Consider the following 24,932-nt stretch of genomic DNA (forward strand, 5'->3'; position numbering starts at 1 on the left):
TGCGTGGCGGTGTGTTCGACCGCCTTGGCTGCATCCATGCTCGCGGTGCCGTCGGCGGCGCAAGCCAACACGGGCTCCACCCTGATCGTTGCCAACGGCGGTTCATTGTCTGATGTCGGCACTGCTGCGTCACTCGTAGCCGCTGGTGGGGGCGACGCCGTGGTGTTCGCCGCATCCGCTCACGCCCTGGGTGAGCGGTCCGCCGCTGTGGTGGCCAGGTTCGCCCCTGACCGTGTGGTCATGGTGGGCGGGACCGCCGCACTGGCTCCGGCCATCGAAGGCGAGTTGAGGCGTCTGGTGCCACGAGTGGCGACCTCGCGTCACGCCGGTGCGGATCGGATCGACACAGCGGCCCGTGCCGCTGCGGGCTCGCTCACCAGCGCCACCGCACCGACGCTCGTGGTCGCGAACGGGTGGTCGCTGTCCGATGTGGGGACTGCGGCGTCGGCAGTTGCGACCGGCCGCGGCGACGCTGTGCTCTATGCAGAGAGCGACGACCTAGGAGCACCGACCCGTGAGCTGCTGAGGGAGTCGCAGCCGGGTCGAGTGCTTCTGGTCGGCGGAGCGGCCGCGCTCGCTGAGAGCGTCGCGGAAGAGATCCGTGCCCTGGCGCCGGGGGCAACGGTGGAGCGCTTCGGGGGCGCGACGCGCGTCGACACCGCAGCGCTGTCAGCTCAGCGTGCGCTCGAGGCTGGAGCGACCCACGCGGTCGTGGCCTATGGCTGGTCCGAGACCGACGTCGGGATCGCGGCGGCACTGGCTGCGTCCGACGGCAGCAGCGCTGTGCTTTATGCGGCGTCTTCCGACGCCCTCGGAACGGCCACGGCGGAGCTGCTGCGTGAGCACCGACCCAGCACCGTCACGCTGGTCGGGGCGCTCGAGGCTCTGGCGGCTGCTATCGAGACCGAAATCGCCGGGCTTGCGCCGGAAGCGGAGGTTCGACGCCTGGGCAGCCTCGACGTCGCCGTCTCGGCCGGGCTTGCAGCAGCCGATGCGGCGTTCCGTTTCATCCAGGCCGACTCAGAGGCTGACGTGCCGACCGCCGATGCCCGAACTCATGTGCCAGAGCCCCTGCCTGAGCATTGGCTCGATCGGCTCAACGCCTACCGCGCCGCGTCGGGCCTGCTGCTGGTCACGGAGAACTCCGAATGGTCCGCGGGCATCGTGAAGCACCTTGAGTACCTTCGAATAGAAGGCCCCTTCGGAGACCCTGCCCAGGCGTCGAGCCATCATCGCGAGGACCCCACCAGCCTGCACTTCACCATCGAGGGGCATCGCGCTGGACAGAGCTCGAATCTTTCGTATGCGAACCGGACTGACGCCGACGGGATCGACAGTTGGATGCGAGCGCCTTTCCACGGAGCAGCGATGCTGCATCCGCTGTTGGAAAGGGTTGCGCTCGGTCGTTCTGAACGACCTGATGGCCGCTTCGACCACGGACTCGATGTGAATCGCGGACGATCCGGCAGCACGTATTCAGAAACCGTCGTGTTTCCCGGGGCTGGCAACTGGGTGCCGCTCACACGCTTCACCGGCGAGCGCCCCAATCCGTTGGACCACTGCCCTGGCTATCAGGAGCGGCCAAGTGCTGGGCTGCCGTTGATCATCCTGTTCCCGACGAGCTTTCGTTTCGCTGCGGGAGCAACGGCCGAACTGCGAGGCGCCAGCGGCCAGCACTTCCGCACGCTCGACGGCAACCTGTGCACCGTCCACGCGGCGAGCAACAGGATCTTCCTCATAGCCAACGAAGCCCTGGAGCCTGGCGAGTGGAAGGCGACGTTCCGCGTCCGAACGGGCCAGTCGCTGACGTGGTGCTTCGGCGTGTATGAACCCTCGGCGGCCTCGGTCCCGCTCAGGCGGCTCGGGGGCTGTGAGAATTATTCCGCTCGCCCGGCCCTGCACTCTTCGACCTCCGGCGGCACAGCAGACGGCAGCCAGTCGTCGACCTCCTACACCGCCGTCAGCGCCGCCCATGCTTCGGGCAACATCAGCATCTGCGTGCTGCGATCCGACGGCTTCGTCGAATGCAGCGGTCCAGGACAGGCGAGGAACATCCCCGATGGTCCGTTCACCGCTGTCGATGCTGGCTTTTTGGGGTCATGTGGCCTGCGCCCCGATGGCACGATCGAGTGTTGGGGCGACCTCTACAGTGGTCAGACGTATGGCGGCATACCAGAGGTGCCGCAGGGCACGTTCACGTCGCTCGACGTGGGCCGCGGGCACTCATGCGCCGTTCGCAGTGACGGTGCCATCAAGTGCTGGGCCGACAGCTTCGGCAACGAACATGGCCAAGCAGACCCGCCGGCGGGAGCATTCACCGATGTAGCAGCCGGCTGGTCCCACACCTGCGGCATCCGCGTCAGCGGCAACGTCGAGTGCTGGGGCGGCGAGCCGAACCCCTTTGAGTATCTGCGACCGCCGTCCGGCAGCTTCATGGGGATTGCCGCAGGAGACGACTACACCTGCGGTCTGCGTTCGGAGGGCACCGTCGACTGTTGGGGATGGCCTGGAGTCGCGGGACACGAGGTGACAATTCCCCCGACGGGAACTTTCACAGCCATCTCTTCGGGGCGGTCTCATGCCTGCGGGATCCGCCTCAACGGAACCGTGGAGTGCTGGGGCTACGGCATCTACGCCGAACTCGACGTGCCAGCGGGCCACTTCATCTCCATAGCTGCGGGCGAAGCATTCTCGTGCGCCATCCGCGCCAACGGCGAGCTCGAATGCTGGGGCGGTTCGGAGAGCCGAGGCTGATGCTGACTCATCGCGGCCGTGCTGACGGCGGCCTTGCAGATCGAAACTCTCGCCAAGGCGATGTTGCCGACCCAAGCACTACTGTTGATGCGCCAAGGAATCGGCACCGCCTAATGGACCCACCCGAGCGGGACACGGCATGGCCGGCAGGATCAGTCTTCTAGGACGGGTGGCCGGTGTGCGATCGGCTGGTTCGCTTCGCTGGTTCGGCGCGGCAACGGTGGTGATCGTCGGCCTGTTGGCGGGTCCTCCCGCCGGAGCACAGACGCATGCTGCGGTGGTGCCGCCGCCGTCATTTTTTGTCCACTGCGGCGCATCCTTCCCTAGAACTGCCATCCCTGTCGTTGTTGCCTCCGACGCTGCGGCCCAGTCGGATCTCTACAGCGCCGTCACACTCGCAGGCGTCGTCGGCACCTCCTGCATCATCCTCGCCGGACCGCGTGACGAGCCGATGCCCGCCGATCAGCAGGCCCTTCTCGACCGCACGAGCGCTGAGGGGTACATCGTTGGCGGCACTGCGGCAGTACCCGACTCCAAGCTCGCGGGTCGTACCATGGTCCGCATCGCAGGCGTCGACCGGTGGCAGACCGCGCGTCTCGTCGGACGAGAAGCCATCGCTCAAGCCGGCGGTCAGCCACCGCGAGCCGACGCGTCCCTCGGCGCCGAGAACCCCCGGACGTCTTGTCATTTCGACACGCCGATTGTGGTTGCGTCCGACGCTGCGGCCCAGTCGGATCTCTACAGCGCCGTCACCCTCGCAGGCGTCATCGGCACCGACTGCATCATCCTCGCCGGACACCGCGACAAGATCATGCCCGGAGAACAGCGAGCGCGCCTCGACGCAGCATCTGGTGGGGGCTACATCGTCGGTGGCACAAAGGCAGTGCCAAACGAGAAACTGTTCGGGCGCAACATGGTCCGCATCTCAGGCTTAAACCGCTGGAACACGGCCAACGCCGTCGGTGCCGAGGCCCTCAGGATTGCGGACCCGTCCGATCCGGGCTCAGCCGATTCGGCCTCAACTGACTCGAACGCAACAGAACCGAATGAAGACTCTGATGTCCTAGAGTCTCCTCAGTTTCTTCCCATGCCCATGCGGATCGACGGCGACTGGACAATCCCAACCTTCATCTGTGCTGAGGAAGGCAAGTATCAATCTGGGGACCTGAACCGACTCGTCCAACGATTGAATGATGAATTGGATGGATTTTTTGAGCGCCTCTCTTCTCGGCAGATGACACTCAGGTTCAGAACTAGTTCTGTGCTGACTGACGATATTGCATGGGATGAGCTATCTATTGCTGATGCTCGTACCGAGGGCATAGAACCATGTGCACAGGCGGCCAAACAGCAGTCCGGCACGAGTCAAGTTTTGATTGTTGTAGACCTACCTGTTGACTTCATTGCTGGCTACGCCAGGCTCTCATCTGGTCCTGCTTTCGCCGCCACATACGATGGCTGGACCGAAAAGGCTAGCTTTCTTAGAAGCGTGGTTCATGAATTGGGCCACTCTATCTTGGGGCTTCACCACCTCAAGCTCGTACGTCTAGGAGATGTATTTCTTGATGAGGATTCAAGCGCAAGGTCTGTGTTCTATGAGGAGCCCAGATTGGCTTGCTATCAATACGATCAATTAGACTGGCCCGTGCCGGACTATGCCGAACCTTGCGAACGCCTGACTCCCTCCGCACCGCGATCAACGTCCATCGGACGGAAATACGCCGACGGGTACCAGGTCGCGTGGGAACCGCCGCTCTTCAGTGATGATGCTGCGATATCTGGATACACAGTCGAGATCAGTTCCGAAGGCGATTTTTCATGCACTGGAACCAGATGGAATCCCGCTCATTCGACGAGCAATCACTGTCGCATCGAGAAGGGCCCAGAATCGAGACTCCATACATTCGACTTAGCCGCAGCGGAGCCGGGCAAGTACGGAATTGCGGTCACCGCGAATACGAAGTACGGACAGGGAGACCGTAGCACGTACAGTTTCGATATCGGTCCAGTACCGCCGTCTTTCGGCCCTATACGGACACAAACCATCACCAACACGACAATACAACTCGCTTGGAATACCGAGAGCCACGCCAATTTCAGAGAAGAGCACTCGGCCGACGTTGAATATGAGATTGCGTACACTGCCAACGGATTAAGGCTCGTGCAGCGGGCATGGGGCCGCAACCGCTATTTCGATACTCGTGCTGTCTTGACGGATCTCGATGAGGGTACCGAATACGAGATTCAAGTCCGTGCCTGCTCAAGAACGTTGAGTGCAAGGAATTGCGCGGGTTGGAATACCCTGAGCGTATCTACGTCGTCGACGGTTCCGCCACCAGAGGCGGTTTCTGTAGCGTCGGGTGCCGGGTGGTATCTCCTCACTTGGGAGCCCGTTCCTGGGGCCAAGAGCTATCTGCTCGAATTGCCTAGCGGAGCATGGCACAGGCACATCGCGCCAGATTATGGTACCGGATTCAACGTGCAACCAGGATCGACGTACTCCATAAAGATCCGCTCCTGCAGTTCTGTCGTGCTGTCGTGCGATGACAGCGAGGAAACAACTGTTACTTTCACAACAGCCGCCGAGCCGGCCATCCCTCCCCCCTATAGCGTCGCTCTTCAAGAAATCGACGAGTCAACCGCCACTGTCATGTTGGGCACTCTGGAACCGTGGACAACCCTGGATCCTGACCTGCAGTACAGGATTGAATACGAATACACCGATGGAGAAACGAGTTCAGGCCTACGCACGGATCGCCTGCATCGATCGAATCTTCAGCTGTTGAGTCTCTCGGTGATGACCGGCAAGACATACACGCTCAAGGTGCGCTACTGCGAAGAGCCTGAAGCCGTCGACGTATGCAGTGCGTGGGCCGTGATCACCTTCTCGAATCCGTCGGCGATGTCAATGCTCGGTCCGCCATCGCTCCGGTTGGCAGATGTTGGGGATGTTTGGCTCGAGTTTGCCTGGGATCCTGTACCAGGAGCGCGTTCGTACTATTGGCGATACCAAGAAGCCGGTCGTGAGAAATCTTGGGTCTATGGCCGTGATGTCGAACACGATATAGAAGCTGCTTACGGCGTCGAGCCTGGCTCGACGTACACGGTTCAGGTCCGAGCGTGCGGTGATCCAACGCAGCCATGCGGTGAATGGGGTACCGCTGCCTTCACTTCCCGCTCGTCATTGACGCCACTGCCCAGGTCGTATCCGGTGTCCATATCCGGCATCACCGACACACAGGTGCAGCTGGAATGGAATCCACCAGAAGAATACCCCTACTACGCGTTCAAGTGGTACCCGACCGATGAGCGGGGTGACGTCTTCGTTCAAGGCGACATTGGCTACGGCGACGATCGGGTGATCACCGGACTCAACCCAAGCACTCGTTACACAATCGCGATTCGCACATGTAGCTGGCGCGACGACGTTCCCTGCACCGATTGGGTGGCCACCGAAATCACCACGCTCCCACGCAGCTAGCCCTGGCAGGTATTCGTAGTGCGGTTTCGTTCAGCGCGACACCTAGTCACCACTCAGCTTTGGAAGCGGCCCCAGCACTGAAGTGTCCCGTCGACGCGTATGCCGCACGAGAACGAGGCGCCTGAACTGACGGATATGAACCGGCCCGCGGGTGCGTCCGGTTCGCCATGGAACCCGTAGCCCCAGCATTCGGCGACGCCGTTCGGTCGAAGACCGCAGGCATGGCCCACTCCTGCGGAAATCGTCGTGAACGGCCCCGGCGGTGGGGATGTCAGCATGCCGGAGTCTTCTGATCCCCAGCACTCAGCAGTACTGTCCGAGCGCAGACCGCAGGTATAGAAGTGCCCGGCAGCAATCGCCTCGAAGCTGCCAGACGGCACTTGCAGGACGTCGGACTGCGACGGCGGGGCGCCCCAGCACACAACTGAGCCGCCGACGCGAATGCCGCAGGCGTGGTATGCGCCGACAGCGATATCAGTGAACGCCCCTGCTGGCGGTTCTGCTTGGCCGTAATCCTCATTGGACAGGATGGCGAATTCACCCCAACACTTGATCTCTCTATCGCTTCGGACTGCACAAGCCTGAGACCCGGCCATGTCGAGGGTCGTGAACGTGCCATCGGGAATTCCTCGCACTTGACCGGGGTGGTGGGAGCCCCAGCATGCGATGCTGCCGTTCAGCCGCAGGCCGCACGCAGTCAGGGTGCCTACACCGACCTCCGTGAAAGGACCATCGGGGGCGTTGAACATGTCGACAAATTGGGTGCGGACCGATTCGTCGAGGGAAGCGAGGTCGTTCCCGATAGCGCGGCAATCGACGTGGCTGTCGGCACGGAGCATGCAAACGCCCCCAAGGTCTGTTCCACCCGTTGGCCCAAAGAAGCTCCCTACACTTCCGGCGGACACCGTGCGGTACGAGGCCAGTGGGTCGTCATCGGATTCGGTGTCGGTTTCCGATCCTTCTCCTGGTGCACCGCTGGTGCGTGTGACGGTGAAGTCTTCAGTGTCGCCAGTAAAGGTGTACCGGGTCATTTCTGCGTAGTTCACTAGCAGGCTGGCGCCGCTGTACAGGATCGATCCGGCATCCAAGAATTTCCCAAATGTACTGCCGAGAGCGTCTTTGGCATACATGGGGAGGCAGTCGAAGAACAAACTGCGAACTTTGGCGATCACGTCGTCATTGTCGGCGAGGATGCCGTCCTTGATGCACGAGAGTCCGTCCTTGAAGTCAGCCAAGAATTTGACCAGTTGCTCATTGCCGAATGTGGACGCCAGCGTGTCGAGACCGAATGCGATTGCGTCGAGTGTTGCGTGCAGGTGATCGGCTTCGGCACGGAATGTGAGCGAGCCGTGTTCGCCGAATCCCGCTTGGGGGGCGTGGATCAGGGCGACTTCGCCGCCGGGCAGGATGACCTCGCCGGTGTCGAAGAACTCGACGAGTTGGTTGATGGCCCATGTCGAGAGTCCGGTAGATGATGCACCTCCTTCATATCCGGCGAACGTGAGCACTTCGGACGCGGCGTGCTGACTGCGGATGGGCTGGTGTGTTCCGTCGGGCGCGTACGCAGACAGTGTCATCGCAAATCCGCGATTCATTCCCACTTTGAGGCGCAAGTCGTCGCGTGTCGTCGGAATGGGAGTCGTCGTCTCCCCGCAGACGAGCAACGGGATGTCCTCTGGGTCGTTCCTGCCGTCGTCGGCTTCGACATCGATGCCGTGAACCCAATCGGGTGACGCGCTGTCGCATTTGGGCGGGTCGATGCGTGTCTCAAACACCTCTTGGATCGCCTGCACGTATATCTCGACGACCTCTGCACCGAGGTCGCGAGCTTGCTCAAGAACGCGAATGACCCAGGGCGGCAGGTGGTGGCCCACGGCGGCGGCGTGCGCAAGCACTTGCCCGGCCAGCGAGGGCACATCGGAAAAGATGAAGTCCTGGGTGCGGTGCCAGCCCGCGCGCAGCCATCCGGTTGTGGTGTCCCAGCTCTGCCGCGCAAAGCCCGTCAGCTGGTTCCATCGGTCGGCGATCCAGTTGGCAGGGATCTTGAAGGGATTAAAAATGGTGAGGTGATACACCTGCGCGGTCACCGTCGACCGTTGCGGGTCGTAGGTCGCGCTGGGTTCGGGAAACCACAGTTCGAGGTTCTCGTCGTAGTAGTACAGACCGACGGAATCGCCAGGTTCGATCTTGGCAGCGTCGACAGGAATCTCGACCGTGACCGGCCACACCTCCTCGCCGGTGAGCTCGACGCTCAATGGGCCGTCGAGCGCGGAGACCTCCAGGGACTCATCGACCGGAGCGGGGCCATCGACGACCCGTGCGGTCGGGGCGGCCTCTGCGGCAGCCGTCACCGTCGCGCCGGCGACGCTGAGCACGTCGACCGCCGCGGGACGGACCCGCACCGTGTAGTCAGTGCCGTCGTTCAGGCCGTCGATGTCGAACGAGGTGGTGGTAACCACCACTCGGTCAGTGCTGTTGTAAGTCGTCACAGCGGTGCGCCACTGAACCTCGTAACCGGGCTGGGAAGAGTCGGCCACAGCTTCCCCTTCGGGCCAGGACACGCTGATGCGTCCCGCCAAGGGCACCGCCTCGGCCTCGCCCCCAAGCGCTGTCACTGACGCCGACGCGTCCGCTACAGCGTCGCGGCGGTAATCGGCGGACTGCACCCGGTCCGCGATCACTCCCACTGCAGCATCGGGCACCAAGCCGGCGACTTCGAGCAGAAGGCCGTACGGGTTCTTGCCGCTGACATCGACAAGCAGCACAGCGCTCGGCGGTCGGTCGGCAAAGAGATCAGCGCCTGCATCACCGAGGTCGCCATCGGCTGCGTACAGCACAGCGCTCCGGTCCATCGACGCGGATATCGCCGCAGCCACCCCCACGTCGTTGAGCGACCAGCCGTCAGCTATCACCGCCACCGTCGCTCCTGCGTCGAACGCTTCACGCGCCGACAATGCAGCGGTCTCGACGCGTGTCGCGCCGCCCAGCCGCCGGGGCAAGACGCCACCTGCGGCGCGTTCTGCTTCGGCGGCCACCCCATCACTCAGCGCCGCCGCGCCGCCAACGATCAGCACCGCTGATGGACGGTGCCCCTCCAAGACGGCACGAGTCGGCTCGCCCAATGCGTCGGCCTGCGCATACAACACCGCGTCGCCCCTGCCCGACGCCACTGCGGAGGCGGCAGTGCCCACATCTGACAGCGACCAGCCATTGGCCATCACGACCGTCGCCGCGTCCCTGCCGTCCAAGATCCGCTCGGCGGCCAGCGCAGCCGTGTGAATCCGATCATCGCCCGCCAACCGCTCGATGGCCACGCCCGGCGCCAGCGCACGCACCTGTTGCTCGACAGAAGAAGAGAGCACGGCAGCACCACCAACCAGCAGCACTCGCGCCGGTGCCCGCTGTGACACCACGCCGGCGGGACCGCTGCCGAGCGCGTCCGTTGCTTCGGAGAACACCACGGCATCGCCCAAACCTGCAGCTACCAGCGACGCAGCAGTGCCAACATCGGACAGCGACGCAGCATTCGCCACCACCAGCACGGGTCCGGCTCCGTCCGAGCCGCCCTCGGAAGCCGACGCCGCCTTCATCGCCAGGCCAGCTGGACCGAACACAGCAGCGCAGAGCGCCCACACGGTCACGGTCGCCAGCAGCCGAAGTCTGAGCCGTCTGAAGCGTGACGTGCCTTCGCGCAATTTCACCGTGCCCCCAGAAAATGGCAACTTAGAGCGTGAGCGGATAGGTGGCGACGTCCGGCAGCCCCACGGCCCGGACTTTGCGCAGAAATGCCGCCACAGACGGCAAAATTGCACAAAGAAAGCGTGACAGCAACATTCCGAGACGTCACCGATCCGAGCGGCCTCTTAGCAATCCACCCCAGCAGACGAGGCTGTGTACATCCGAAATACAACCATAAGGCGCATGCACATTCCCGGGGGGTGCGCTGAGTGACCTATCGAACGAAACTCCCGCTTTGTATGACCCGAATGAAGCCAGCCCGTACCTGCCCGATGTCGAGATCCACCTGGTCACTCAACCTGACCCGTACAGCCTCTCGGCCTCGGTGGCCGGTCGCCTCGGCTCCGCTGGCGTCATGTCTGGCTTCGGTCGTACCGCCATTGTCGCCAACGGCGAGGTGTTCGCCGACGCGCTCGTGGTCGGGGCATTTGCTGCTCGTGGCGGTCACCCGATACTCCTCACCTCGCCGGAGGGCTTGAGCAGTGGCGTTCATCTCGGTCTGCGGTACCAATGGGATGTTGAGCACATAGTCGTGATGGGCGGCACCGCGGCAATCAGCGAGGAGATCAAGGAGTCAATCACCGACTTGGGATTGCCGGTAACACGTCTCGCAGGAGCGACGCGCTACGACCCAGCGATCGAAGCTGCAAGGTTCGTCCGGAATCGCTATAGCGACGCTGCAGGGCAGGAGTGCTGTACAACTCGAAGGATCGGCGTGGCCCGGGCCCGTGTGCCGTTCGACTCGTTCAGCGCTGGGCCGCTGCTGGCCCGGCTGTGCGTACCACTGTTGCTTGCCGATCCCGCGGTGGGCCAGCGACCACCGCCGTACATCTCGACCAGGTTCGATTTCATGCCGCCTCAGGCGGTGAGCCTCTCGAGATGCACGTCTTCGGCGGCGAGGCCGCGGTGTCAACCGCCGCGTTGTCGAACTACTTGGCACGAGAACGCGGAACCAGATACTGGGGAACCGGGTACTGGGAAACCATCGCAGTCGGGATCAACACGTGGGATCGCGATGCGGTGCTCGCGGCATATGAGGCCGAGTTCGACCGTGAGAAGCCCGACTGGGGCTACACCGGCGATGTGGCGGACTGCGTTGCGGGAACCATCAGTCGGGAATTCCGCGACGGCATGATCCAGCGCGTCAACTGGTACCGCCGCAGGGCGGGGCTGACCACCGTCACGGAGAACAGCGGGTTCTCGTCAACCACCCAGCACGCTGCGCTGATGATGGCCGCACAGGGTTCGCTCGCGCACTACCCCGGCGCCGACTGGAAGCGCTACTCCGAAATGGGCGATGTCGTCTTTGGTGGCGAAATTGTCGACGCCGCTGGGCTGCACCGTAAGCCATCTCGACCGGCGTTCCAAATGGGTTGGTCAACAGCGACCACTACATTGCTGAACGTGATCCGTGCACGGTCGCTGGCGGTGTGTGCGACCGTCGTGGCCGCTGCTGTGCTGGTTCTGCCCTCTCCGGCGGGGGCCACCGTCTCGGCGGCTGAGGACTCGGGCGTGTGGGTGGGTCGTTATGGCGGGGCCGATCGGTATGCCACGTCCCTGTTGGTGGCTGACGCGGTGGCTGCCTATGCAGGAGGCTCACTGGACTCGGTGGTGATGGTGTCGGGCCTCAGTTGGCGCGATGCGGTGGTGGCAGCGCCGACGGCGGGCGCATTGGGTGCGCCGGTGCTGATGACCCCGCCGGGGGAGCTGCGCGCCGACGCGGCGGCGTTCCTGCAAAGGACAGGCGTGACGAGCGTGGTGGTGGTGGGAGCCACTGATGGGGCCGACGCGGTCGGTGCAGAGGTGATCGCGGCCTTGGAGAGCTTGGGTGTTTCAGTGGAGCGTGTGGGCCGGGTGGATCGGTACGCCACCGGTGTGGTGGCGGCTCGGCGGGTGACCCCAGGTGTGATGCCCGGTTTGGGCACCACGGCGATCGTGGCCAGCGGTGAGGTGTTCGCCGATGCGCTGGTGGCGGGGCCGTTCGCGGCGCGTGGGCGTCATCCGGTGCTGCTGACGCCGCCAGACCGCCTGCACGCGGGCGTGGAGGCGCACCTGTCGGCCGTGGGAATCGAGCACGTGGTGTTGATGGGCGGCACCGGGGCGCTGTCGGAGGCGGTGGAAGCCTCCATCACGGACCTGGGGATCTCGGTGACCCGCTTGGCGGGCGCAACCCGCTACGACACGGCAGTCATGGCCGCCGAGCTGGTGCAGGGCCGCTATAGCGACGAGGCGGGCGAGCCGTGTTTCTCCGGCAGCACGGTTGGCCTGGCCCGAGCGCGGGTGCCGTTCGACTCGTTCAGCGCGGCGCCGCTGCTGGGACGGCTGTGCGCTCCGCTGCTGCTCACCGAGCCGCATGCGATGCGCGCAGAAACCGCCGCCATATTGGACGCGGCCCGCGATGAGCACGACACGATCGGGCTGCGCATCTTCGGCGGCGACGCAGCCGTCTCCCGCTCCGCCGTCGATTCGTACCTCTATGCACACCTCGCCGCTGGGAGCGGCCTCACGGTGCTGCCAGCCGGTACGTGCGGCGGTTCCGACACCGACGAGCTCCGCCAACTCGTCACCTCGCTCAATGCCGAGGACCCTGCTTGGTCACCCGACTGCGGTCAGTTCGTCTATACCCAGAATGGCTCCCTGTGGACCATGAACAACGGCGGCTCGAACCAGCAGCGGCTGGTGCCCTATGCCGGCGTTTATCTGAACTCAGCGGCATGGTCGCCTCGCGGCACTCAGATTGCCTATGTAGGCGGGTATCAAGACGATGACGATTGGGTCGCACACATCTGGAAGGTCAACGCCGACGGCACAGGAGCAACCCAGCTCACCGAGGGAAACGTCATCGACGCCTCTCCCCGGTGGTCGCCCACTGGGGAGCTGATCGTCTTCGATCGTTTCTCCGACGGCAGCAGGCATGTGATGAGGATGGCCCCGGACGGCACGAACGCCGAACAGCTGACCAGCGGAAGCGCACACAACGACGATCCCATGTATTCGCCGGATGGTTCGCAGCTGGCCTTCATCACCGGTTCCGCCGTGGTGGTGGCCGAGGCCGACGGTTCGAATCCGCTTCTGATCGTCTCCGGCGTCGTAACGCGGGGCGGGTTGTCGTGGTCGCCCGACGGCCGACGGATCGCATTCGTTCGCAGCGGAAATGACCGTCAGACACTGTTCACCGCCGACGTCAGGGGTCGGCTGCAGGAGGCTGTCTATGAGTCCGAAGAGGGCAGTGCGGTCCTGGCGCCCCGCTGGTCACCCGACGGACAGCTGATCGCCTTTCACACGATCGACCGCTCCGGCAAGCACCGGGTCTTCACCATCGGCGCACGCGGCGATCCTGTTCCCGACGGAAGCGAGTCATGTCGACCCCGCGGAACACCCGGTACGACGGCAGGATTTCCGCTTCCGAGCTGGGCCGCTCCGTCGACAGGCACGCTGCGAGTGGCTGTCCTCTTCATGGACTTCCCCGACGTGCAGGCTGACCACAGCACCGAAGTCGAAGCCGAACTCAACCTCCCGTACATCGAGGACTATTTCGAATCGAGCAGTCTCGGTCAACTCGATGTCGAGTTCGTCCCACTGCATCGCTGGCTACGAGCCGAGCAGCCCTCGACCGCATATCTGGGCGAAACAGTGTTCGGGCCAGCGCTGACCCTTGCAGCTTCGACGCATGCGGTTGCGCTCGCCGACGACGAGTTCGACTTTGTTTCGGTGGATCTCGTACTGAACGTGTTCCCCAGCAGTCATTTCGGCGGCGGCAATGCCACGGGTTCAGCCACTGCCGACGGCGTGACGGTGACAACCACGCGGGTGAATACGGTCAAGAGCAGTGAGCCCCGCGAGCCCTCGGAATGGGGGAGCGTCGGAACCCATGAAATTGCGCACAACCTCGGGCTGCTCGACATGTATGCGTACGACCCGGAGCTACGGCCTCAGCCTGACGTCAACCCCGATTCCGACGATGCGCGGGTAGACGTCACATTGGGGCTGATGGGTCTGAACGGCTTCTTTCTGACCTCGCCGCAGGACTCGCGTTTGGCCCATGAGTGGAGTTCTCCGGATGGCGTCCGATCGACGGGATTTCTCTGGCAGTTGCGTGTCCGAGAGATGCTGGCGTGGAGTCGCTGGCAACTGGGATGGCTCACCGAGTCACAGGTGCGCTGTATGAATTCACCTGAGGCTGTCGTGACGCTCACCCCTATCGCCCAGCCAGGCAATGGATTGGCCATGGCTGCTGTGCCGCTGAGCACGCACGACGTCATCGTCGTGGAGAGCCGTCGCAAGCTGGGATACGACGCGGGCAGGTTCTTCGAGGTACCTGAGACGGGCGCGAGCACGACTTATCCGGCCCTGATCACTGAAGGTGTGCTGGTGTACACGGTCGACACCAGCCTCGGTTCGGGGCAGCTGCCCGCGAAAATCGCAGGCGACACCGGAAGCGGCCAGGTCGACGACTTCCCGGTGCTCGAAGCCGGCGAGTCGGTGACGCTGCGCGGCTACACCATCACCGTTGTGGCCGACGACGGCGACACCCACACCGTCACCATCACCCCCCAAGACTGATTCACGCGAGATCACGGCGCATCTGACACGAACTAGCCTGCCGCGCGTGCTCCGGAAAGTGGTCGGCGCGGTGTGCGCGGCCGCCATGACGGTCGTGTTGCCGGTGCTGCCATCTGCTGTCGGGGCTCAGTCCGCGCAGGAGGAGGTGCTGGCGAAAGTCGCGGTGACCCGTTATGGCGGGGCCGATCGCTATGACACGTCTCTGCTGGTGGCAGAGGCGTATGCCAGCGAGGCCGGTGGGCAGCTGGAGTCGGTGGTGATGGTGTCGGGCCGGAGTTGGCCTGATGCGGTTGTGGCCGCACCGGTGGCGGGTGCGTTGGGCGCTCCGGTGCTGATGACGCCGCCGGGGGAGTTGCGTGCCGATGCGGCAGCGTTCCTGAGGCGCACCGGTGTGTCGAGCGTGGTGGTGGTGGGTACTGTCAGCGGTGCCGACGCGGTGGGTGCAGCGGTGACCTCCGCGCTGGAGGGTTTGGACGTCTCGGTGGAGCGTGTGGGCCGTGCCGACCGGTACGGCACCGGTGTGGTCGCGGCCCGGCGGGTGACGCCGGGGGTCATGCCCGGCGAGGGCACTACGGCGATCGTGGCCAGCGGCGAGGTGTTCGCTGATGCGTTGGTGGCGGGGCCGTTCGCGGCACGTGGGCGCCATCCGGTGCTGCTGACGCCGCGGGACCGATTGCACCCCGGCGTGGAAGCGCACTTGTCGGGGGCGGGAATCGATCATGTGGTGCTGATGGGCGGCCGCGGGGCGCTGTCGGAAGCGGTGGAGAATTCGATTACGGCTCTGGGGATCTCGGTGACGCGCTTGGCGGGCGCCACCCGTTTCGACACCGCCGTGCTGGCTGCGGAGTTGGTGCGGGGCCGCTACAGCGAGGCGGCCGGCGAGCCATGCTTCGCTACCGAGCAGATCGGTCTGGCCAGAGCCCGCGTGCCGTTCGATTCGTTCAGCGCGGCACCGTTGCTGGGACGACTGTGTGCTCCGCTGCTGCTCACGTCTCCGGGGTCCATTCCGCTCGAGGTGGCCGGGTTCCTCGATGCCGCACGGGCCTCTGCGAGCGCCGACACCCTGGACCTGCGGGTGTTCGGCGGCGAGTCAGCAGTCTCCCAAGCAGCCATCGACGCGTACCTCCGCCCCGCCGACACCGTCTCCACAGCCTCGTACCAGGTTCCCGATGGACCCCGGGGTGACAACACGTTTCTGGACGTCTCGCGAGGCCGAACCTGCGTAGTGCGCCTCGACGGCAGCGTGACCTGCTGGGGCGTCGATGGATTCCGTGAGCGCTTGACCACGGCCGGGCTCTCCGACGTCGTTGCTCTCGGCGCGGCTGACACCACGGGCTACCTCACAACCCACTCGTGCGCCGTGCATGCCGACGGGACCGTCTCATGCTGGGGCAATGGACGCAGCGGAAAGCTCGGACAAGGAAATAGTGCCAACCACTACGTGCCGGTCAAGGTCCCGAGAATCACCGATGCTGTCGCCGTTGCCGGGAGCCTTGATACGACCTGCGCGGTGCACCGTGACGACTCGGTGTCGTGTTGGGGCTCCAATCTCGCGGGCGAGGCCGGCGCCTCATTGGATATCGAAAACGTCTTCACGCCGTCGCAATTCCCGAGGTTGGCCGATGTGGCTGCCATTTCTGCCGGCAGGCAGACGTTCTGCGCAGTACATCGTGACGGCGGCGTGTCCTGCTGGGGTGTCGTGCGCCACGCATCTCCGGTCGACGTCAGGGGTATCCCCCCGGCCACATCGGTCTCGGTGGGCTTGAACCAGTCATGCGCGGTCACCACCGCCGGCGAGGTGTTCTGCTGGCGCGACCACGACACGTTCCAGACCCAGAAAGTCGAGGGCCTGCAGGGCGTCGTCTCGGTGGCGGTGGGAGATGCGAGTGCATGTGCGCTGCATCGTGACGGCGGTGTGTCCTGCTGGGGGGACAACAGCGTCGGGCAGCTCGGCGACGGCACCACGGCCGGCCGGTCGGCGCCGAGGCGCATCGCTGGCGTCTACGACGCGGTCGACGTGGGCATCAGCATGAGCTCGGAACCGATTCCGGCGCATGCCTGCGCGCTGCATCGTGACGGCGGTGTGTCCTGCTGGGGGGACAACAGCGTCGGGCAGCTCGGCGACGGCACCACCGCGAAGCGCCTGCGGCCGGTCCGCGCCCAGCAATTCGCCCCGATTCCTGCCGCTGACGTGGCGATCACGTCGCTCGAGGTTCTGCGGACATGGGGGGACCAGGTCGCTCTGCAATGGCAGACCGACCATCCGTGGCTCAAGAAGGCGTGGGACACCATTCGAAACAAGACGCGAGTCTCAGAATCGGGATTCGGCGGCACCGTCTGGCACGAATGCGACATCCGGACTTCCAACCTCACCTGCAGTGCGGTCGAGATGAACATGTCCGAGATGTCCCTCGGCGGTCTCGTCCACGAACTGGTGCATGTGTACGACCATCAGACCGGTCTTGCGCCGGGCAAGGCGTGGGGAGCGGTGCAGCTCTACTTCGCCAACAAGTATCCCGACTGTTACTGGGGTGACCCGGGGACCGAGATCCTGGCCGACACCGTGACCCATCTGATGGTGCCGCATGCTTGGCTGACGTATTACTCGGGCACCGGTTGCCCGTCGCTGGGCGCGCGGCCGTCGCTCGAAGACGAACAGGTGGTGTTGGACGGCCTGGCCGGCCGTGTGCCGGATTGGTACACGAAGAACATCACCACCGGCGAGGAGTTCTGGGCTGCGTGGCTGAAGGGTCCGTCTCTGCGCACGCTCATCAACCTTGCGCCTGAATTCGGCGGCCTCTGCTCCGACGAATGGATCAGATTCCCGCTCGACCCGGAACTCTTCCCTGCGGCGGATTCCGACCCGTTCCGCGACGGCGGCTGCTGACCGGCTTGATGATGCTGCGCCGCTGCACGATCCAGGTCGACTCCAACGACTGACGCGCTCGAAATGTGACGGCAGCCAGGCGGGGGGGCTGCGGTAGCATTCGAGTTGTAGGAGGCCGTACGGGCCTCTGCCAGCGACCCTGAGAACCGCCATGGCCCTTCGACTCGAAGATCGAGACTTGGTCATCGCGTACCAGGCCGGCGACGACGAAGCGTTTGCTGAACTGGTGCGTGAGTACCGGCCGGAGCTTCTCAATCACGCGCGCCGGCGCCTGAGCTGCCACGAATCTGCCGAGGACGCTGTCCAGGAGACCTTGGTGCGTGCCCTGCGGGCCATGCCGCGGTTCAACGGCAATTACCGGGTGAAGCCGTGGCTGCACCGGATCCTGGCCAACGTCTGCATTGACGAAGGCAACCGGCGTCGCCGCGAGAGCGAGAAGACCGAACGCGCAGCCGTCAACGGCACTGCGCTGCAGCCGACACCCAGCGTCGAAACCGAGTTGGGGCTGGACATCGATCTCTCCGACATCGCCGACGCGGTGGAAGGCCTGTCCGAGCCGTACCGCGAGGCGCTGGAGCTGCGCTTCGTGGAAGAGCTCTCGTACGACGAGATGGCGAAGGCCACCGGCGTGAGCGAAGACAATGCCCGTGCTCGAGTATCACGTGCGCGCTCGGCGCTGCGTGCTGCCCTGCGTGTTGCGGCGTTTGTTCCGGTGGCACTCGTCGGGCTGCTTCGCCGCGGCGAACGGGCTGCTTCGGCGGTTGCGGGCCATGGGTCCGGCGCCGCACAGTCGTCAGTCGGTTCCGCGATGCCGCTGTTGACTGAAACAGCGCCCGTGGCGTCGCGTGCTGCCGCCGCCGTCGCCAACGCTGCAACCGTCGGTGTGCCGATGGTTGCCAAAGCTGCGGTGGGCCTTGGGCTTGCCACAGCGGTGATCTCACCGACGGCCGATTCAACCGTCCACAAGGCGGCCGAGCGGGTGCTGCCCGACTCGGTCATCGAAGTGCTCACCCCGCTCGCCGTCGAGGTGCCGCCGCCCGACGCCCCAGTCGTCGTGCCCGCCGCAGAACAGCCCCCGGTGGTCGAGTCGGCACCTGCCGCTGCGAAGACTGATGTGACTCCGGCCGTCGTCGCTGCCGCATCCGTCACGCAGGAGGAGGCCGCGGCCACAGCTGTCGAGCCGCAGGAGGCTGCGGTTGTCGCTGTCGAGCCGCAGGAGGCCGTGGTTGTCGCTGTCGAGCCGCAGGAGACTGCGGTTGTCGCTGTCGTGCAAGAGGAGGCTCCGCTCGTAACGGTTACGGACGACGACACCTCCTTGATTGCCGATTCCACTTCGGCTGATTCCAATTCGTCGGTGGCTACGGCGGTTACGCCGGACGTGTCCGAGTCGGAAGGCGGCAGCCAGGTCGTCGATCAAACAGTCACCGAGTCTGAGACGTCGAGCGTCGCCGTTGGTCAGGTTGCCAGCGAGACCGAAAGCAGCACCGCTAGCGAACCCGTCGTGACCGCCGTCGCCACGAGCAATGTCGAAGGCGCCGAGCTGACCTTCACGCCATCCGGTGCCGACCGCTACGACGTCTCAGGCACGTTGTCACTGACGGTGACGACCACGACAACCACGACGACCGACGACGGTGAGACCGTCGAGACCGACACGATGAGCAAGTCGGTGGCCGTTGTGGTGCCCAGCACCGCCTCGCTTCAGGCCGCCGACCCTGCGGTGGACGAGCGGCGGTTTAGCGCCTTGCTGGTATTCGCCCCCGGCGATGACGGTGTGTCCGCCGAGATGCGGTTGGCCGCCCGTGGCAGCGACAACGGCGATGGGTCGCTGTCGATGACCGGCGTCTTCACCGCCACACCCACCGAGCCTCTGCCTCTCGCCGAACGCGGCACCCTGTCGGGCACGCTGACGCTCGACGCCGACGGCATGCCTCAGTCGCTGACGGTCACCCTCACCCAGTAGCTCGGGGTCACCAAGACCCACAGCTCGAGCCACGGTGCTTGCGTTGACCTCAGGCGTTCTTGATGAGCAGGCCGCCGTCTACGGGGAGCACGGCGCCGGTCATGTATTGGCTGGCGGGCAGGCAGAAGTTGAGCGTGCCGTGGGCCACTTCCTCGGGCTCCGCGTAGCGGCCCAGTGCGGTGCGGCGCTTGGCGAAAATCGTCTTGTGTTCCTCTGAGATCTCTGCGGTCATGGCCGTGTTGATGGGCCCGGGGCAGATGCAGTTCACCGTGATGGCCTCACGGCCGAGCTCCACTGCCAGCGACTTCGTCAACCCGATCACGCCGTGCTTGGCCGCCGTGTACGGCGAGCCGAACTTCGTGGCGCCCCAGCCCTCGGTGGACGCAATGTTCACGATGCGCGCTGCGTCGGACTGGCGCAGGTATGGCAGCGCCGCCCGCACGGTGTAGGTGTGCGCTGTCAGCAGCACCTCGAGCGAGATCGCCCAGTTGTCCTCGTACTCGGGGGCATCGATCGGCGAGAACCGTGAGATGCCGGCGTTGTTGATGACGTGGTCGATGCCGCCGAAACGCTCGGCCACCTCGGCCGTTACCTGGTTGACACGGTCGCGGTTGGCCACGTCCATGGTCCAGCCCGCGGCCGAGCCGCCGGCGTCGTTGATCTCGGCTACCACAGCGTCCACCTCGGCCTGGCCTAGGTCGGTCACCGCAACGTGCGCGCCCTCGTCGGCGAACAGATGCGCCGTCGCCCGTCCCTGGCCCATGCCAGCGCCGGTGATCAGCGCCACCCGGCCCTCAATCGACCGGTTCAATGTCGACAGTCGCTTCGTCGTCCCCACAGCAATCCTCCAATGCTCCCCGCGCACGGCCCGCGGCGGCGCTCAACGTAGCCGCAACGACTTCGGCTGGCCTGCCGACCGATGCCTCGGGTGCAGATGTGGCTTGGCCGCTAGACGAAGCTGGGATCGAGGTACGAATCGACTAATCGGGCGACAGCCTCGTGGTCGCCAGCGATGACAGCCTCCGACGGTGTTCGGCTATCCAGCTCCGCATTGCGCGTGGACCACCACTCGCGGGAGTAGTCCGCTCCCATCACATGGTGGAGCTTCCGCAGGGTGTTCAGCACGGTGAACACAATCTGGGCATTTTCCGGGCTGGGGAGACCGAAGTGTGATGTTGTCATGTCAGGAACTCCATTCAGTCATGCATCTCTTGTATGTCGTGCGCAGAGCGTAGAGGGTGCGCGGATTGGAGCACCTTCTCGGTGACAATGAGTATTTGTCTGTGAACGAAGACATATATATTATGTCAGCGAACAAAGACAAATCGGGAGTGTTCTTGTATGGAGACCACGAACGCAGCGCGCCCGCTGCTGACCAGCCGAGAACTCGGAGCAGCCATCGCGGCGGCGCGCAAGGAGCGCGGCTGGTCGCAGCGCACCTTGGCGGGCGAGGCTGGCGTGGCCCGCCCGTGGCTGTCGAGTTTCGAGAACGGCAAGCCGACGGTGTCTTTGGACGGGGTGTTACGCGTGACGATCGCACTGGGTCTGGGCTTCGGCCTCATTCCGGCCGATGCCGATGCTCGTATCGGTGCTGACATTGATAGCGGCGGATTCGATCTCAACCGGTACATCGATAACTGGAGTACCAGCCGCTCCGCCTCCGAGCCGTCAGCCGTTCACCATGACTGACAGCGTTCTCGCTGTGCTGTTGCGTGGGCAGATTGCTGCCGAACTGCATCGCGCAGCCTCTGGCCAGCTGATGCTTCGCTACGACGACAGCTACCGTGCCGACCCTGCTGCCACGCCAATCTCCGCGGCGATGCCGCTGACCTCGGCCGAGCACGACAACAACGTGGTGACGCCGTGGCTATGGGGCCTGCTGCCCGATGACCGTGAAGTGCTGCGCCGCTGGGGCCGCGAGTTCTCGGTGTCGAGTGCAAGTCCGTTCTCGCTGTTGGGCACGCCGATCGGCCGCGACTGTCCCGGTGCCGTGCAGCTGTGCCCGCCATCGGAGATCGGCGCGCTGTCGGAGCGTGTGGCCGAGGCGCAGTTGATGAGCGATGCCGACATCGCCCTGCGGCTGCGCGATCTGCATGCCAATCGCGCACTGTGGCTCGGCAGTGATTTCCGCGGACAGTTCAGCCTCGGCGGGGCCCAGGCGAAGACAGCGCTGCACCGCAGTGACGGGCAGTGGTACCGGGCGATCGGCTCGTTGCCGAGCACGCACATCATCAAGCCCGCGATTGCCGAGTATCGCTGGAGCCAGGTCAACGAGCACCTCTGCCTCGCCGCGGCATCCCATGCGGATCTCCCAGCAGTGCGGACGTCGTTGGTGACCTTCGAAGACGAGACAGCGATAGTGGTTGAACGATTCGACCGTGTCTGGCGTGGCGGGCATGTGGAGCGCCTTCATCAGGAAGACCTCTGCCAAGCTCTGTCGGTTCACCCCGATCACAAGTACCAATCCGACGGCGGGCCAGGGCCTGAGGACGTTGCGGGCGTGCTGCGCTCCGTGGTGCCGGGCCGGCTGGCCGCCGATGACGTGTGGCGCTTCGTCGATGCGCTCGCGTTCAACTGGCTGATTGCCGGCACCGATGCCCACGCCAAGAACTACGCGCTGCTCCTGCACGGTTCGTGGGCGCGACTGGCGCCGCTGTTCGACGTCGCATCGTTCCTGCCGTACGACGATTCCAAGGGCCACAAGGTGAACTTGGCCATGAAGATCGGTGACGGCTACCGGCTCACGCGGGCCGATCGCTCCGACGCGTGGCAGAAGACTGCGAGCGGGCTCGGTCTCGATGCAGAGGACGTTGTCGCACGCGTTGCCGACCTCGCCAGCCGTCTACCGGCTGCGGTCGCTGAGGCAGCGGCTGATCCAGCCATCGCCGACTGCGGAGCGGAAGACTTCGCCCAACGCCTCATCGAGCTGATTGCCGCCCGCGTCGGCCACTGCGCCGCCATCCTCGAAGCGGCGGCCTGAAGCTGCGGCTCGTCTGTTGGTCGCGGACTGCGCGGCGGCGGATCAGTTCCGTCGCCGGCTCGGCCAGTGCTGCGATCAGCTGGTCGCCCAAGCCGTGCCGCCGTCGACCTTCAGGACGGAGCCCGTGGTGTAGCTCGAAGCCTCCGATGCGAAGTAGAGCGCCGCACCCACCACCTCGTCGGCCTCGCCACCTCGCTGCAAGGCGATTTCTGTCGCGGCTCGCTCGTTGAACGCATCCATGTCCCAGGCTTTCGAGATATCGGTCAGGAACGGCCCCGGCATGATGCAGTTGACCCGCACGTACGGGGCGTATTCCCGGGCGAACGACTGCGTGATGGCGTGAATGCCCGCCTTCGCTGCCCCGTACGCCGTCTCGTTCGGCGACGGCGCCACCGCAGCAACCGAGCTGACGTTGATGATCGAGCCGCCGCCCGCTTCGAACATGCGCTTGCCGAACACCGCCGAGGCCCGGAACGGGCCCTTCAGGTTCACGTCGATCACCTTGTCGAACAGTGCCTCGGTCACCTCGTACAGCGACGGATACAGCGGCGACAGCCCGGCGTTGTTCACCAGCACTTCGCAGTGGCCGAACTCGTCGTAGACGCGTTCGCACAGGGCATCATTCTGCTCCCAGTAGCCGACATGGCACGCCACCGCCAGCGCCCGCTGCCCGGTCTCGGCACGCACCTCCTCGGCCACCGCCTCGCAGTTGTCGAGCTTGCGCGATGCGATCACCACATCGGCGCCGGCGCGGGCGTACGCCAGCACGATCTCGCGGCCCATGCCCCGCGACCCGCCGGTGACCACCGCCACCCGACCCGACAGGTCGAACAGCTCTGACGGCGACTTCGCGGCCATCTCAGCGGCTCCAGGCGTTCCAGCTCATCACCGAGTCAAGATCGGTCCGGGTGGCCAGCTTGAAGTCGGTGCCCAGGGTGTACGCCACCGGGCTGAGCGCGTACTGCCGCACCGTGTCGTAGGGGATGCCCAGGATCTCCGCCGCCTCGCGTTCGTAGCCGAGGTGCAGCGTGGTCCAACAGGTGCCCAGACCCCGCTCACGTGCGGCCAGCATGAAGCTCCAGGTCGCGGGGATGATCGAGCCCGCCTGGCCCACCATCATCCGCGGATCGTCGGTGCGGCCGGTGATGCACGGGATGAACAGCACCGGGCTGCGACCCATGTTCTGCGACAGGTACTCAGCCGACGAGGTCACCCGAGCCTGCTGCGCCTCGCGCTGGGCGCCCAGACCCGACGCCACCCGGCCCGCATACATGGGGCTGTTGCGGTAGGAGTCGAAGCCTTTCTTGTACAGCGCGGAGATGGCCTCGATCTTGTCTCGCTCGGTGACGAACACGAAGTGCCAGCCCTGCATGTTCGAGCCCGTCGGCGCCTGCACGGCGATCTCGACACATTCCCGCAGCACCGATTCGGGCACCGGCCGGTCGAAGTCAAGCCGCTTGCGCACCGCGCGGGTGCTCTGCAGCACCTCATCGGCCGACAGTCCAAGTCTTTGTCCGTCGGCCGCAAGGCCGAGCTTTGATACGTCAGGTTCGCTCATGGCGCAGGAGCGTAACCGGCACCGTGATACACACCGGGGCCCGAGCGGTCTGCCGTCAGCGCAGGAACTTGCTGGTGGTGTTGTCGGCCAGCACCCGCCCGCCCGTCTGGCAGCCGGCGCAGTAGTGGACCGAGTAGTCGCGGTACTCGACGGCCCGCACTACGTCACCGCAGGCCATGCAGGGTTCCCCCGTGCGGCCGTGCACTGCCGAGGGCCGCTCGGCCGAACGGCTCATCTCCGGGCGCCCTCGTTCGAAGGCCAGAGACTCCTCGACTACCGCTTCGATGGCCGCCACCACCCGCCCCACGGCGTCGGCGTCAAGCCGTCCCACCGCGGCGAATGGCGAGAGCTTCGCCCGATGGCAGATCTCGTTCGCGAGCCACCGCCCCAGCCCCGAGATCACCCGCTGATCCCGCAGGAAGTTGTGCAGGCGACCCGAATGGGTCGCCATGAGCTTGGCCATGCCCGCCGGGTCCACCTCGGTGGCCTCGGGCCCCAGACCGGCGATCGGCTCGGCGTTGGCCACATCCCCCTCAAGCACCCACACGCCGGCCCGCTTCTGCGTGCCTGGTTCGGTGAGCATCAGCCCCAGGCCGCTGTCGAACTCGAACCGCGCCAAGCCGTCGCGGGGACGGCGCGGCCGCTTCGCACCCGGTTCGAGCACCCGCAGACGGCCACCCTGCATCAGATGCACCACGAACGTCAGACCATCGCCCCCGTCGCCCCTGTCGTCGCTGTCGTCGCTGTCGTCCCCGTCGTCGCCGAGACCCGCGCCACCGCCGGTTCCCCCGCTGGCCGGATCCTGCATCGGGGGAGCGAACCGCAGCAGCAAGTACTTGGCTCGCTGGCCGACGCTGCGCAGCGGCCGTCCCAGCGCCGCGCTGGGTTGCGGGCTGGCGGTCTTGAACGCCGTGAACGACAGCGGCTCGACGCGCTGCAGTACCTCGCCGGCGGCCAGCGCTTCCAATCGTTCTGCGTGCGCCCGGATCTCGGGGATCTCCGGCACGG

General features: G+C 65.1%; 15 protein-coding genes. 8 read left to right on the plus strand and 7 right to left on the minus strand.

Features of this window, described 5'->3' with window-relative positions; translation table 11 throughout:
- The first annotated feature begins 36 nt into the window (after window positions 1–36).
- Together ACOCMM_RS02190 and ACOCMM_RS02195 are read left to right on the plus strand one after the other, a co-directional pair.
- Complete coding sequence (locus ACOCMM_RS02190; RefSeq protein WP_419551566.1) at window positions 37–2,754, plus strand: cell wall-binding repeat-containing protein; 2,718 nt, start codon at window positions 37–39, stop codon at window positions 2,752–2,754.
- Window positions 2,755–2,893: 139 nt separating this feature from the next.
- Window positions 2,894–6,235, plus strand: a complete 3,342-nt coding sequence (locus tag ACOCMM_RS02195) for a fibronectin type III domain-containing protein (RefSeq protein WP_419551567.1) — start codon at window positions 2,894–2,896, stop codon at window positions 6,233–6,235.
- A gap of 53 nt (window positions 6,236–6,288) precedes the next feature.
- Here ACOCMM_RS02195 and ACOCMM_RS02200 read toward each other — a convergent pair whose 3' ends face one another.
- Window positions 6,289–9,936 carry a cell wall-binding repeat-containing protein gene (locus tag ACOCMM_RS02200; RefSeq protein WP_419551568.1) on the minus strand — a complete coding sequence of 1,216 codons (3,648 nt, stop codon included), beginning with the start codon at window positions 9,934–9,936 and terminating at the stop codon, window positions 6,289–6,291.
- Window positions 9,937–10,187: 251 nt separating this feature from the next.
- The gene (locus ACOCMM_RS02205; RefSeq protein WP_419554920.1) at window positions 10,188–10,421 is read right to left on the minus strand and encodes a hypothetical protein; all 234 of its coding nucleotides are present in this window, start codon (window positions 10,419–10,421) and stop codon (window positions 10,188–10,190) included.
- Here ACOCMM_RS02205 and ACOCMM_RS02210 point away from each other — a divergent pair.
- From ACOCMM_RS02210 to ACOCMM_RS02225, 4 genes are all read left to right on the plus strand, one after another.
- Window positions 10,329–11,108 carry a cell wall-binding repeat-containing protein gene (locus ACOCMM_RS02210; protein WP_419554804.1) on the plus strand — a complete coding sequence of 260 codons (780 nt, stop codon included), beginning with the start codon at window positions 10,329–10,331 and terminating at the stop codon, window positions 11,106–11,108. The genes ACOCMM_RS02205 and ACOCMM_RS02210 overlap by 93 nt on opposite strands.
- Window positions 11,109–11,341: 233 nt before the next feature.
- On the plus strand, window positions 11,342–14,536 hold the full coding sequence (locus tag ACOCMM_RS02215; protein ID WP_419554805.1) for a cell wall-binding repeat-containing protein: 3,195 nt from the start codon (window positions 11,342–11,344) through the stop codon (window positions 14,534–14,536).
- Window positions 14,537–14,582: 46 nt separating this feature from the next.
- Complete coding sequence (locus ACOCMM_RS02220) at window positions 14,583–17,423, plus strand: cell wall-binding repeat-containing protein (protein ID WP_419551569.1); 2,841 nt, start codon at window positions 14,583–14,585, stop codon at window positions 17,421–17,423.
- A gap of 151 nt (window positions 17,424–17,574) precedes the next feature.
- Window positions 17,575–19,386 (plus strand): sigma-70 family RNA polymerase sigma factor, encoded by a 1,812-nt coding sequence (locus ACOCMM_RS02225; RefSeq protein ID WP_419551570.1) that lies wholly within the window; start codon window positions 17,575–17,577, stop codon window positions 19,384–19,386.
- Between the two features lie 49 nt (window positions 19,387–19,435).
- On the opposite strand, the gene ACOCMM_RS02230 is transcribed toward ACOCMM_RS02225, so the two are convergent.
- Together ACOCMM_RS02230 and ACOCMM_RS02235 are read right to left on the minus strand one after the other, a co-directional pair.
- Complete coding sequence (locus ACOCMM_RS02230; protein ID WP_419551571.1) at window positions 19,436–20,224, minus strand: SDR family NAD(P)-dependent oxidoreductase; 789 nt, start codon at window positions 20,222–20,224, stop codon at window positions 19,436–19,438.
- A gap of 110 nt (window positions 20,225–20,334) precedes the next feature.
- A complete protein-coding gene (locus ACOCMM_RS02235; RefSeq protein ID WP_419551572.1) occupies window positions 20,335–20,568 on the minus strand; it encodes a hypothetical protein in 234 nt (77 codons plus the stop codon).
- Between the two features lie 159 nt (window positions 20,569–20,727).
- On the opposite strand from ACOCMM_RS02235, the gene ACOCMM_RS02240 reads away from it, so the two are divergent.
- Together ACOCMM_RS02240 and ACOCMM_RS02245 are read left to right on the plus strand one after the other, a co-directional pair.
- Window positions 20,728–21,075, plus strand: coding sequence for a helix-turn-helix domain-containing protein (locus ACOCMM_RS02240; RefSeq protein WP_419551573.1), 348 nt, complete (start codon window positions 20,728–20,730; stop codon window positions 21,073–21,075).
- Window positions 21,068–22,366 (plus strand): type II toxin-antitoxin system HipA family toxin, encoded by a 1,299-nt coding sequence (locus tag ACOCMM_RS02245; protein WP_419551574.1) that lies wholly within the window; start codon window positions 21,068–21,070, stop codon window positions 22,364–22,366. Before ACOCMM_RS02240 ends, ACOCMM_RS02245 begins: the two co-directional genes overlap by 8 nt.
- A gap of 75 nt (window positions 22,367–22,441) precedes the next feature.
- On the opposite strand, the gene ACOCMM_RS02250 is transcribed toward ACOCMM_RS02245, so the two are convergent.
- The 3 genes from ACOCMM_RS02250 to ACOCMM_RS02260 are packed head-to-tail and all read right to left on the minus strand — an operon-like array spanning window position 22,442 to window position 24,930.
- Window positions 22,442–23,224 (minus strand): SDR family NAD(P)-dependent oxidoreductase, encoded by a 783-nt coding sequence (locus ACOCMM_RS02250; protein ID WP_419551575.1) that lies wholly within the window; start codon window positions 23,222–23,224, stop codon window positions 22,442–22,444.
- A gap of 1 nt (window position 23,225) precedes the next feature.
- Window positions 23,226–23,924, minus strand: coding sequence for a nitroreductase family protein (locus ACOCMM_RS02255; protein ID WP_419551576.1), 699 nt, complete (start codon window positions 23,922–23,924; stop codon window positions 23,226–23,228).
- Window positions 23,925–23,979: 55 nt separating this feature from the next.
- A complete protein-coding gene (locus ACOCMM_RS02260; RefSeq protein ID WP_419551577.1) occupies window positions 23,980–24,930 on the minus strand; it encodes a DNA-formamidopyrimidine glycosylase family protein in 951 nt (316 codons plus the stop codon).
- Window positions 24,931–24,932 lie beyond the last annotated feature (2 nt).

The sequence above is a fragment of the Candidatus Poriferisodalis sp. genome, assembly GCF_965198245.1.
GTDB lineage: Bacteria > Actinomycetota > Acidimicrobiia > Acidimicrobiales > Poriferisodalaceae > Poriferisodalis.

Excerpts from the sequence above, each read along its gene's own strand:
- ACOCMM_RS02190 (WP_419551566.1), top strand. The coding sequence starts at position 37 with ATGCTCGCGGTGCCGTCGGCGGCGCAAGCCAACACGGGCTCCACCCTG.
- ACOCMM_RS02195 (WP_419551567.1), top strand. The coding sequence starts at position 2,894 with ATGGCCGGCAGGATCAGTCTTCTAGGACGGGTGGCCGGTGTGCGATCG.
- ACOCMM_RS02210 (WP_419554804.1), top strand. The coding sequence starts at position 10,329 with ATGTCTGGCTTCGGTCGTACCGCCATTGTCGCCAACGGCGAGGTGTTC.
- ACOCMM_RS02215 (WP_419554805.1), top strand. The coding sequence starts at position 11,342 with ATGGGTTGGTCAACAGCGACCACTACATTGCTGAACGTGATCCGTGCA.
- ACOCMM_RS02225 (WP_419551570.1), top strand. The coding sequence starts at position 17,575 with ATGGCCCTTCGACTCGAAGATCGAGACTTGGTCATCGCGTACCAGGCC.
- ACOCMM_RS02235 (WP_419551572.1), bottom strand. The coding sequence starts at position 20,568 with ATGACAACATCACACTTCGGTCTCCCCAGCCCGGAAAATGCCCAGATT.
- ACOCMM_RS02240 (WP_419551573.1), top strand. The coding sequence starts at position 20,728 with ATGGAGACCACGAACGCAGCGCGCCCGCTGCTGACCAGCCGAGAACTC.
- ACOCMM_RS02245 (WP_419551574.1), top strand. The coding sequence starts at position 21,068 with ATGACTGACAGCGTTCTCGCTGTGCTGTTGCGTGGGCAGATTGCTGCC.
- ACOCMM_RS02250 (WP_419551575.1), bottom strand. The coding sequence starts at position 23,224 with ATGGCCGCGAAGTCGCCGTCAGAGCTGTTCGACCTGTCGGGTCGGGTG.
- ACOCMM_RS02255 (WP_419551576.1), bottom strand. The coding sequence starts at position 23,924 with ATGAGCGAACCTGACGTATCAAAGCTCGGCCTTGCGGCCGACGGACAA.